12 protein-coding genes are annotated in these 10,558 nt (G+C 49.0%); 9 read left to right on the top strand and 3 right to left on the bottom strand.

From position 1 onward, the window contains the following. The first annotated feature begins 317 nt into the window (after nucleotides 1-317). The gene (locus ACKFKF_RS20250) at nucleotides 318-512 is read left to right on the top strand and encodes a hypothetical protein (RefSeq protein ID WP_446869365.1); all 195 of its coding nucleotides are present in this window, start codon (nucleotides 318-320) and stop codon (nucleotides 510-512) included. On the opposite strand, the gene ACKFKF_RS20245 is transcribed toward ACKFKF_RS20250, so the two are convergent. Next, nucleotides 478-2,700, bottom strand: coding sequence for an EAL domain-containing protein (locus ACKFKF_RS20245; RefSeq protein ID WP_446869363.1), 2,223 nt, complete (start codon nucleotides 2,698-2,700; stop codon nucleotides 478-480). The genes ACKFKF_RS20250 and ACKFKF_RS20245 overlap by 35 nt on opposite strands. Before the next feature lie 227 nt (nucleotides 2,701-2,927). Then, a complete protein-coding gene (locus ACKFKF_RS20240; protein WP_446869362.1) occupies nucleotides 2,928-4,130 on the bottom strand; it encodes an argininosuccinate synthase in 1,203 nt (400 codons plus the stop codon). 253 nt (nucleotides 4,131-4,383) lie between these two features. On the opposite strand from ACKFKF_RS20240, the gene ACKFKF_RS20235 reads away from it, so the two are divergent. The 5 genes from ACKFKF_RS20235 to ACKFKF_RS20215 all read left to right on the top strand — a co-directional run bounded on the left by ACKFKF_RS20235 (nucleotide 4,384) and on the right by ACKFKF_RS20215 (nucleotide 6,719). Beyond that, nucleotides 4,384-5,331, top strand: coding sequence for a glycosyltransferase family 2 protein (locus ACKFKF_RS20235; RefSeq protein WP_446861267.1), 948 nt, complete (start codon nucleotides 4,384-4,386; stop codon nucleotides 5,329-5,331). 50 nt (nucleotides 5,332-5,381) lie between these two features. Continuing rightward, nucleotides 5,382-5,627, top strand: a complete 246-nt coding sequence (locus ACKFKF_RS20230) for a type II toxin-antitoxin system HicB family antitoxin (protein ID WP_446869361.1) — start codon at nucleotides 5,382-5,384, stop codon at nucleotides 5,625-5,627. 75 nt (nucleotides 5,628-5,702) lie between these two features. Beyond that, nucleotides 5,703-6,149: a hypothetical protein gene (locus ACKFKF_RS20225; RefSeq protein WP_446869360.1), complete on the top strand. Its 447-nt coding sequence runs from the start codon at nucleotides 5,703-5,705 to the stop codon at nucleotides 6,147-6,149. A 48-nt stretch (nucleotides 6,150-6,197) separates the two neighbouring features. Further along, nucleotides 6,198-6,464, top strand: a complete 267-nt coding sequence (locus tag ACKFKF_RS20220) for a Ycf66 family protein (protein WP_446869359.1) — start codon at nucleotides 6,198-6,200, stop codon at nucleotides 6,462-6,464. Between the two features lie 3 nt (nucleotides 6,465-6,467). Beyond that, nucleotides 6,468-6,719 carry a Ycf66 family protein gene (locus tag ACKFKF_RS20215; RefSeq protein WP_446861271.1) on the top strand — a complete coding sequence of 84 codons (252 nt, stop codon included), beginning with the start codon at nucleotides 6,468-6,470 and terminating at the stop codon, nucleotides 6,717-6,719. A 196-nt stretch (nucleotides 6,720-6,915) separates the two neighbouring features. Here the strand turns inward: ACKFKF_RS20215 and ada are convergent, their stop codons facing one another. Then, entirely contained in the window at nucleotides 6,916-7,986 is a 1,071-nt protein-coding gene (gene ada / locus ACKFKF_RS20210; protein WP_446861272.1) for a bifunctional DNA-binding transcriptional regulator/O6-methylguanine-DNA methyltransferase Ada, read from the bottom strand. Nucleotides 7,987-8,141: 155 nt separating this feature from the next. On the opposite strand from ada, the gene ACKFKF_RS20205 reads away from it, so the two are divergent. The 3 genes from ACKFKF_RS20205 (at nucleotide 8,142) to tsf (ending at nucleotide 10,531) form a co-directional block, all read left to right on the top strand. Then, the gene (locus ACKFKF_RS20205; RefSeq protein ID WP_446861273.1) at nucleotides 8,142-8,708 is read left to right on the top strand and encodes a Uma2 family endonuclease; all 567 of its coding nucleotides are present in this window, start codon (nucleotides 8,142-8,144) and stop codon (nucleotides 8,706-8,708) included. A 255-nt stretch (nucleotides 8,709-8,963) separates the two neighbouring features. Next, on the top strand, nucleotides 8,964-9,749 hold the full coding sequence (gene rpsB / locus ACKFKF_RS20200; RefSeq protein ID WP_446861274.1) for a 30S ribosomal protein S2: 786 nt from the start codon (nucleotides 8,964-8,966) through the stop codon (nucleotides 9,747-9,749). A 125-nt stretch (nucleotides 9,750-9,874) separates the two neighbouring features. Next, nucleotides 9,875-10,531 carry a translation elongation factor Ts gene (gene tsf, locus ACKFKF_RS20195; protein WP_446861275.1) on the top strand — a complete coding sequence of 219 codons (657 nt, stop codon included), beginning with the start codon at nucleotides 9,875-9,877 and terminating at the stop codon, nucleotides 10,529-10,531. Nucleotides 10,532-10,558 lie beyond the last annotated feature (27 nt).

The following is a 10,558-nucleotide window of genomic DNA, read 5'->3' as shown; positions in this document are numbered from 1 at the left end:
TGCGGAATTTGCGCTAAGGTCAGGTTTGGATGAATACAGACAGATGGCTACGCAGTCGCTCTGTATAGACGAATCAGCATAATGCCTGAATACAGGGGAACACAATTGACTGGTAAATGTTGGGAGCATCGCTGTATAACAATCCCGTTGCACGCCGACCGTACAAAGTTAGCTGGCTGATTCCGAGAGGTTGTTAGCGTCGGGTGAACGGGGTCGTTATGCCGCCAGCCCGAAGGTCAATCAACACGGTCTTCCAGAGTTGTCGTTCATCTGAACATCAACGGTATTGAAAACGGGTTGGTGAATCGAAAGTCAAGGTGATTGATCACGATCGCGCAGACTTGTCGGTGTTGACTTTGGCAAGGATGTTTCGTGAAGGTTGGGAGGTGACGGGTCGCATAGGATTTGAATCCGTCCGCGATCGCAGAGTTCTTCGTCTTTCGAGCGTTGGGCTGGCGGAGTTGGGGAGCGAGCGCCTCAAAAATCTGCGGGTTCGATCGCTCGTCCGTTAGGCGGCAACACTTGAGCCAAATGCTTAAACGGGTGGTCAATATTCATCAGTTTCTCAGCGTCTTTGCGGCTCAGAGGTTTAGAAAACAAATAACCTTGAGCATATTCGCACTTGAGCGCCTTGAGTTGAGCGAGTTGTTTGGTCGTTTCCACGCCTTCGGCCACGACATCCATGCCCAGATTCCAGGCCAGAGTGATGATCGTGCGAACCAGTTCTAGCTTTTCGCCATCGACATCGACACGGCTAATAAACGAGCGATCGACCTTGAGCAAATCCATTGGAAACCGATACAAATAGCCCAGCGACGAATAGCCCGTCCCAAAGTCATCGACCGAAAGCTGAATGCCCATCGCCTTGAGTTGTAGCAGCATATCCATCGCCGATTCGGTGTTTTCCATGATGGCGCTTTCGGTGATTTCTAGCTTGAGACTGTGAGCATCCAATCCAGTATCCGCAAGCAGTTGGCGAATTTGACTAATCAGACTGGGCTGAGAAAATTGGCGACTCGACAGATTGACGCTGATGCTCAGAGGCGGATCTTGAGGAAAGCGAGTTTGCCAGCGTTTCATTTGCTGACAGGCTTCTTTTAAAACCCACTGCCCCAGCGGAATAATCAACCCCGTCTCCTCGGCGATCGGCACAAATTTGATCGGTGAAACCATGCCCTGATCGGGATGCTGCCAGCGAACTAAAGCCTCAAAACCGACAATTCTTCCCGTAGCCAGGGCGACGATCGGCTGATAATGCAGCAAAAATTCTTGACGCTCGACGGCCCGCCGCAAATCGTTTTCTAGTTGCAGCAGATTGACGACTCGCGTGTGCATGTCTGTGTCAAAAATTTCGTGACAGGCTTTACCAGAGGCCTTGGCTCGATACATCGCAATATCTGCCCCCCGCAGCAGATCTTCAGGACGCTCAAAAGCAGTCGTACTCATGGTGATGCCAATACTCGCCGACGTAAATACCTCATGCCCATTCAAATCAAACGGAGTCGAGAGCGCCTGATGTACCTGTTCAGCAATTTTGGTAGCATCTTCGACATCTCGAATGCTTTCGAGCAAAATGGTGAATTCGTCACCGCCCAGACGAGAAACGGTATCTTGCTGACTCACACAGGCTTCGAGGCGACGAGCGATCGCCACTAACAACTGATCGCCAATCATGTGACCCAAACTATCGTTGATCACTTTGAAGCGATCGAGATCCAAAAACAAGACGGCAAACTGGAGATCGGGGTTTTGTTTGAGGCGATCGACCGTGTGAGACAGCCGTTCCATAAACAGCAGACGATTGGGCAACCCCGTTAACGAATCATGAAACGCATTGCGGCGCAGTTGTTCTTCGACTTGTTTGCGTTCCGTGACTTCGCGCATAACGGAGACAAAGTGAGTCACTTTACCTTGTTCGTCTCGAATCGGCACAGTATTGAGATCGACCCAAAACGGAGTCTCATCTTTGCGATGGAGAATCAATTCGGCTTTGACGGCCTCGTATTTGAGTAGGGCAGCCCGAATGCGATCGACCTCCCTCTCAGCGGTGTCTATTCCCAGCAAAAGATGAGCCGACTTGCCAATCACTTCTGATGAGTTGTAGCCTGTCACTCGTAGAAACGCATCATTAATATAGACAATTCGCAAACTGAGCGGGTCTTCGGTTGGTTCTGCCTGTGAGATCATCACTATCTCGTTAGCATTCACGACGACTGATTCTAGCAATCGCAGATATTCTTCGAGCCATTTGCGTTCGGTGATATCTTTGACGGTGATTAGCGTTCCGGTGGGTTCTCCAGAATTGTTGCACAATAGAGTAGCGTTGACTTCTGCCCAAAATTTTCGACCGTCTTTGCGCTGAAGTTGTCCTTCCTTCCAGCCATAAAAGCGCTGTCGTTCTTGAGTGGCTTGCCCGGCGTAAAATTGGAGCCAACCTTCGATCGCTGAGAAAAATTGCCCAGACGGTTTGCCGATCATTTCTGCGATGGTGCAGCCGACGAGTTTGGCCATGCGCGAGTTGACGTGCAAAACGCAGTCTTGTAAATCGGTAATCACTACGCCATCATTCAGATTTTCTACGACCGTCCTCAGCAGCCAATCCGATTCTTTGAGCGGTTGCAGACTGGTGGCTATGGGGTAGGTGTCTGGGATTGGCTCTTTGTTTTCTGCGTCTAGATGCCGAGGAGTGAGTCTCGTCATGCCTGTCGTTTACCTTGCTTGCGTTACTAGTGACGACTTTTAGGAAGGGTCGTGATTTAAGGTTGCCCAAGGTGCGAGGAAAAAGTGGGAAGGGGGGAAGTTTTTGGAGAGAAAAAAGGAGAGAGAACGAGGAGGGAGGAGGGAGGAGGGAGGAGGGAGGAGGGAGGAGGGAGGAAAAAAAAGACGATCGTCACGATCGTCCCTTCTCATTCAATTCCTAACGGCTTTTATTTCCGCAGGTTTTGTGACCAGACGCGGGTGGGCAAGCCCCAAACGTAGATGAAGCCTTCGGCGGCTTTGTGGTCAAATTTGTCGTCTGCGCCATAGGTTGCCAGATCGGGCGTGTAGAGAGAGTAGGTGGACTGCCGACCGACGATCGCCGCGTTCCCTTTCAAAAACTTCACTCTGACCGATCCGGTGACTCGCTCTTGAGTCTGCTGTACAAAGGCATCTAACGCACCCTTCAGCGGACTGTACCAGAGACCGTTGTAGATCATTTGCGAGTAGGTTTCCTCAATGCCTCGCTTGTAGTGGGTGACATCTGCGGTCAGGGTTAAGCTCTCCAAATCGCGGTGCGCCTGGATTAGAACCAACAACGCAGGGGCTTCGTAGATTTCGCGGGATTTGATGCCGACGAGACGGTTTTCGATCATGTCGATGCGGCCGACTCCGTGGTTGCCAGCGATCGTATTTAGTTGCGTAATCAACTCGATCGGACTCAGTGCCAAACCATTCAAACTCACCGGAAGTCCGCGCTCAAAGCCGATTTCTATATATTCAGGGTCGTTGGGCGTGTCGGCGATCGCTTTGGTCATCAAGTAGATTTCTTCAAGCGGCTCGTGGTAGGGGTCTTCGAGCGGGCCGGCTTCGATGCTGCGTCCAAGCAGGTTGCGATCGATGCTGTAGGGCGATTTTTTCTTAACCGGAGATTCGATGCCGTAGCGTTCTCCGTAAGCGATCGTTTCTTCGCGGCTCATGCCCCATTCTCTAGCGGGGGCCAGCACTTTGAGATCGGGATTGAGGGCGGCGATCGAGACATCAAATCTCACTTGATCGTTGCCCTTTCCGGTGCATCCGTGGGCGACCGCATCGGCTCCATGTTCGGCGGCAGCGTCTACTAATAGTTTGGCGATTAAGGGCCGCGCCAGAGCGGTCGAAAGGGGATAGCGATTTTCGTACAGTGCATTCGCTTGGATTGACGGAAACGCATAATCTTTGACAAAACTTTGGGTCGCGTCTGCGATCAGAGACTGACTCGCTCCAGACTTCAAGGCCTTCTCGCGAATTGGCTCTAGCTCATCTCCCTGACCCAAATCTGCCGCTAACGTGATGACCTCTTCAACTCCCCACTCTTGCTTAAGGTAAGGAATACAAACCGACGTATCAACCCCACCTGAATATGCCAGCACAACCTTTTTGGCGCGACCCATGAATTTACCCAAATTGTGTAGAACAACAAGTTTACAATTATGCAGCTTATCTTTCTTTTGGAATGTCCGGAGATGCACAGAAATCTGACGATCGCCGGATGTAGCCGTTTATTGCGTAGATAGTACCAGACTCAAGCAGACAACTTGGATCAAAAGTCTCTGTTTCAGCGTCCCGTCTTCAATCAGCCTTGAGAACTGTCAAAATTGAATGACATGAATCGGGGTGTGAAGCTGTCATTTTGAGGAAGAGCCTGTGTTTTTCAGCGTTGTGATTCCGACTTATAATCGCAAGCCAATTTTAGAGAAGTGTTTGAGGGCGCTCGAACGTCAGCAGTCCAGTGCTCAGTTCTCTGGGTATGAAGTGGTCGTCGTGGATGATGGCTCGACGGATGGCACGGTCGATTGGCTGACTTCTGAAGCGTTTCCTCACGTCAAGCTGTTTTGCCAGGATCACAAAGGCGCATCGGCGGCGAGAAATTTGGGAGTGGAGAAGGCGATCGGCGACACGATTATTTTTATCGACAGCGATTTAGTCGTCACGGACGTTTTTCTCAAATCCCATGCAGCAGCGTTAAGCGATGGTCAGAAAGAATTGGGCAATGCCTCTGGCACAGGTGAACCTGCTCGCCTTTTCACTTACGGACGAGTGATCAATACGGCTAATTTTGCCGATCCGACCTCTGAACCGTTTAAGGTGACGGACTTTTCGGCGGCCTATTTTGCGACGGGGAATGTGGCGATCGCGCGTCACTGGCTAATTGAAGCAGGCTTATTTGACACAGGCTTTCAGCTTTACGGCTGGGAAGATTTGGAGTTAGGCGTTCGGCTCAAAAAGTTGGGCTTGAAGCTGATCAAATGTCCCGATGCGGTTGGTTATCATTGGCATCCCGCTTTTTCTTTGGAACAGATTCCCAAACTGATTGATATCGAAATTCAACGCGGCCGCATGGGCGTTTTGTTTTACCAAAAGCATCCCACCTGGAATGTACGAATGATGATTCAAATGACGTGGATTCATCGTTTGTTGTGGGGAGGATTGACGATCGGCGGTTTGCTCAATGAGCGCACAATGGCTCCTCTGCTGCGCTGGCTAATTGATCAAGGCAAACCCCAACTCGCTCTCGAAGTCGCCCGAATTTTTCTCAACTGGTACAACGTCAAAGGCGTTTACGCAGCTTATGCAGAAGCTCAACAACGGTAGAACTTCATGTTACGGTCAAAACAGAAGCAATTTACCTTAAACTGTTCACAATGAAATCTCTGCAAGACTATACAACTGTGATTCGTCCAGATGATAACGGCACTTTTATCGCTTATGTACCTGCGATTCCGGGTTGCCATGCTTGGGGAGAAACGCCAGACGCAGCCCGTACCGAATTACACAACGTATTTGACATGATTGGGGAAGAGTACGAAGAAACTGGACGACCCCTTGCGGGTAACTCGAAGAGATCGCTCCCCAAAGACGTTGAATTGGTTGTCGCAGATGCCAGCTAAAGCCAGCGAATTAGCCAAAGTTGCTCGGAAGCTAGGATTTGAAAAAGTCCGGCAAAAGGGCATGGTTTGGCTGAAGTGGCGACCTCAGTAGCTCACTCTGGGGTAGAGGGCGATCGCATGACGGCTTTAAAGTGGGCAGAAGTTGCAGTTTCAGTCTACGAAAAGCTGGCTCAAACAACAGGTGTTCCTGACAACGAATCTTTTCTCAATTCAGCAATGGTGTTGAGGCTCGGAATGATTAGGCAGTTGGGTTCGGTTGTGGGACATCCAATTTTAGACATTCAGACTGTTGTGAATTGGGCACTCAATAATTTGTCTTATTTAGAAGTCAGAAAGCAAGCAGAAAGGTGGTCAGAGCATCAGAATGAGCGGGGCTATCTTCTCAATCACCTAAATGAAATTCGACAGCTTAGAAGAATCAAAACAAGACTGAATACACTGGCTTTCTTGTACGAAGGTCATATCGTGCAACCGACTCCAGAACTTTGTGCTTGGCTTGAATTGAGACGATCGCTACCATAAAATCGACATACTTCAGCAGAACCAGAAAAGCTAGGTTCCAAAATCAAAATGGTCAATTATCAGTTTAGTATTGTAGGTCTTCTGGGGTTGGTTTTGGTGCTTTTAGGGCTATTCTTGCCACTATCAGAGTTGATGGCTCATGGAAGTTCCAGGGTTGAAACATTACTTCAAGATCTTGTTCTTGCTCCATTTTATGTTCTAGCTGGTTTGGTTCTTGTTTTCTATGGTTGGCAATTTGATCCAATTATGCAGTTTAGTGAATTGCTTCTAGTCAGTTCAAATGTCTATTGGATTGTTCAAGATCATCGTTCATAAATTATGGTAAATTTTCAATTGAATTTTGCATCGTTGAGTGGACTGGCGTTAGTTTATTTGGGGCTGAAATTGTTACTCTTTGCTCAGTCTAGCCGTCCTGTGCGAGTTGCAGCGATCGTTCTTGCAGTCTTTCTTCTCATCAGTAGTGTTATTTTCGTTCTTTATGGCTGGCGATTCGATCCCATTATGCAAATAGGTCAAATTCTGATGACACTAACCTCAGCTTATTGGGTGCTTAAACAAACACGTCGTTAATAGACCTCCTGCATGAATAGAATTTTCGATGTCACCTGCCGCTTAGGTCTTGCTCCGTTTGGGTCGGCTTGTGCCCCCTAAATCCCCCATTCTGGGGGACTTTGAAACCGCAAGTCTTGGCTCAAAGTCCCTCACTTGTGGGGGATTTAGGGGGCGTTTCCGGATTCGCGCAGGAGGTCTAATCTCTTAGTAGCAGCTATTGAGAATTAGTCATATATTGTTTCTCCAAATCAAGTAATGCCTGCTTGCGAGAAACGCCCCAGCGATAACCACCCAAGCCGCCCGTTTTAGGCACGACCCGATGACAAGGGACAAGAAGCGCGATCGGATTTCTTGCACAAGCACTGGCCACCGCTCGAATCGAAGTGGGTTGCCCGATCGCTATCGCTAAATCGCTGTAGGTGATGGTGGTTCCGATCGGAATCTGCCTCAAAGCTTGCCACACCCGTATTTGAAAAGCCGTTGCTCTCACATCACAGGGCAATTCTGGTAAGGGCAAAGAACCACTCAAATAACTGACGAACGTTTGAATCCACGCTTGCAGATCATCACTCGCTTTATACAAAGAAGCTTTTTGAAATTGCGCTTGTAGTTCATTCTCCAAATCTTCTATAGTTTCTCCAAGTTGGACACTGCACAAACCGCGATCGGTCATTGCAATCAGCAAAATTCCCAGAGGAGTGTCGGCCGTGGCGTAACGAATGGCTTCACCAAAACCGTGTTTTTTGTAAGTTGCGGGTGTCATGCCAAGTTGTGATCCTTTCTCATAAAGTCTGCTGCTAGAACCGTACCCTGCACTGTAGAGCGCGATCGCAATCTCTTCGCCTTGATGTAATTGTTGCTTCAAGCGTTCAACTCGGCGAGCGTCGCCATATTCAAACGGACTCACTCCAATCATTTGCTTAAACACTCGCTGAAAATGCGTCGGACTCATCTCAACCTGAGTGCCCAATTCTGTGAGCGTGGGAATGCGATCGTGCTGCGCTTCAATATAACGGCAGGCTGACAAGATTTTTTCTTGAATTGGAGCGATCGCTTGTTGAGGATGACAACGCTTACAAGGACGAAAGCCACTCGCCTCAGCAGCTTGGGGCGACTCAAAAAAGCAAACTTGACGGCGATCAGGGCGGCGACTCGGACAGGTGGGACGACAATAAATTTTGGTAGACCGAACCCCATAAAAAAGCCGATTGTCAAACTTGGGATCGCGATCGAGAACCGCTCGCCAGAGTGCTTCCTCAGAAAGTGATTGCATCAGTTGATTCACAGCTTCTACCTCTCAACGGGTTACAAGGGTTGTTTTTCTAATTGCTTGACTTCAAGATAAGAGGTTTGAGCCGGGGTTTTCTATCCGATCGTTGCGATCAAACTTTGGCCTACAATCTTTGACTTATAATCAAGGTGACGAGAGGCAGGCGTTCTATGCAGTCCACAACTAGCCATTCCATCCGCTGGACGACTTCTGATCTGACGATCTTTGAAGGCGATCGTGTCAATCGCTACGAAATTATTGATGGAGAACTATTTGTGACGAGAGCGCCCAACTGGAAACACCAAGAGGTTTGTATCAATGCTGGAACCTTGTTGAAACTCTGGTCGGACGAAAGTGGACTAGGGAGAGCCGCAGTTAACCCTGGTATCATTTTTTCAGAGACAGATAATGTGATTCCGGATGTGGTTTGGGCCAGCCACGATCGCCTAGAACGATTGCTAGACGCAGCCGGACATCTCATCGCCGCACCAGAGCTTGTGATTGAGGTATTGTCCCCAGGCGCAACCAATGAAAGACGCGACAGAGAAGCCAAGCTGAAACTCTACTCAGTCCAAGGAGTCTATGAGTATTGGATTGTAAGCTGGCAAGAACAAACCGTTGAAGTGTATCGACGTGAAAATGCTGCCCTCAAACTGGTCGCGACTTTGTATCAGAACGATCGCCTGAGTAGTCCCAATCTTCCGGGCTTTAGCTGTCTGGTCAGCCAGTTCTTTTAAAGTTGGAGTTTTAGCCGCGCGATCGAGACGTAATCTTCCCCTTCAACTCAACAGAACCAAAGTCAGATAAGTGCCCAAAGTGCTATCCTAGATAAGTTCTTTCAACCCGCACATTCAGAATTTCGGGTGGTTTGGCCACAGGAATGGACACTGAGAACCAAGAAATTTATCCCAAATTCTTTGACTCCTCACGCCTCACGCCTCACGCCTCACTGCTTCTGAATGGAGGATTAACCCGAATCAGGAGTTAAATAAATGCCAGTTGTTTCGTTGGCTCAAATGCTTGAGTCTGGAGTTCACTTTGGGCACCAAACCCGAAGATGGAATCCCAAAATGGACCCGTACATCTACACCTCGCGCAACGGGGTACACATCATTGACTTGGTGCAAACCGCCCAGTTGATGGATGAAGCTTACAACTATGTCCGCAACGCTTCTGAGCAAGGCAAAAAATTCTTGTTTATTGGCACCAAGCGCCAAGCCGCTGGAATCATCGCCCAAGAAGCCTCTCGCTGTGGCGCATACTACGTCAACCAGCGCTGGCTCGGCGGCATGTTGACCAACTGGACGACGATCAAAACCCGCGTCGATCGCCTCAAAGACCTTGAGCGTCGTGAAGAAACAGGCGGATTGGATCTGTTGCCCAAAAAAGAAGCTGCTGTTTTGCGTCGTGAGCTTGAAAAACTTCAAAAATATCTGGGTGGCATCAAACAGATGCGAAAAGTGCCCGATATCGTGTTGATTGTCGATCAGCGTCGCGAATATAACGCCGTTCAGGAATGCACCAAGCTGAGTATTCCGATCGTCTCTCTACTCGATACCAATTGCGATCCCGACGTGGTGGATATTCCCATTCCGGCCAACGATGACGCGATTCGATCCATTAAGCTAATTGTAGGTCGGTTAGCCGATGCTATCTATGAAGGCCGTCACGGTCAGCTAGAAACAGAGGACGAATACGACTACGACGGTGCAGAAGACGAGTACGAATACGACGAAGAAGCGGAATTCGTTCCCGAAGAGACAGAAAGCGCAGAATAGGTTTTGAGTAGTGATTTTTGGGTTATGGGTTTTGATAACTCGTAACTCAAAATTCATGAGTAGGCGCAACGCCGAACCTCCTAGCTCAAAACTCAAAACTCAATCAACCCTATTAGGAAAAGGCCATGGCGGACATTTCGGCAAAACAGGTCGGTGAACTCCGACAAAAAACGGGCGCAGGTCTGATGGACTGCAAAAAAGCGCTCAAAGAAAACGACGGTGATTTAGAAAAAGCTTCGGAGTGGCTGCGACAAAAGGGCATCACGTCTGCGACCAAAAAAGAAGGCAAGGTCGCGGCTGAGGGTCTGGTTGACAGCTACATTCACACGGGCGGACGCATTGGTGTCCTGGTAGAAGTCAACTGCCAAACGGATTTTGTGGCTCGAAATGAGGCGTTTCAGCAGTTGGTGAGAAACGTGGCGATGCAGGTGGCGGCTTGCCCCAATGTAGAATACGTCAAGGTTGCTGACATTCCCGCTGAGATCGTCGAAAAAGAGAAAGCGATCGAGATGGGCAAAGATGACCTGAGCGGCAAAAAAGAAGAACTCAAAGAGAAGATCGTTCAGGGTCGCATCGACAAGCGTCTCAAAGAGATGTGTCTGCTCGATCAGCCCTACATTCGCGATCAAAACATCACGGTTGATGAGTTGGTCAAGCAAAATGTGGCACAACTGGGCGAAAACATTCAGGTACGTCGCTTTGTCCGCTTTGTGTTGGGCGAAGGCATTCAAAAAGAAGAGAGTGATTTTGCGGCAGAAGTGGCTGCTCAGATGGGCAAGTAGACCACTGACTTGAAATTTTGACTTAAA

It is taken from the genome of Phormidesmis sp. 146-12, assembly GCF_052939495.1.
This window is presented reverse-complemented; position numbering and strand designations above follow the sequence as displayed.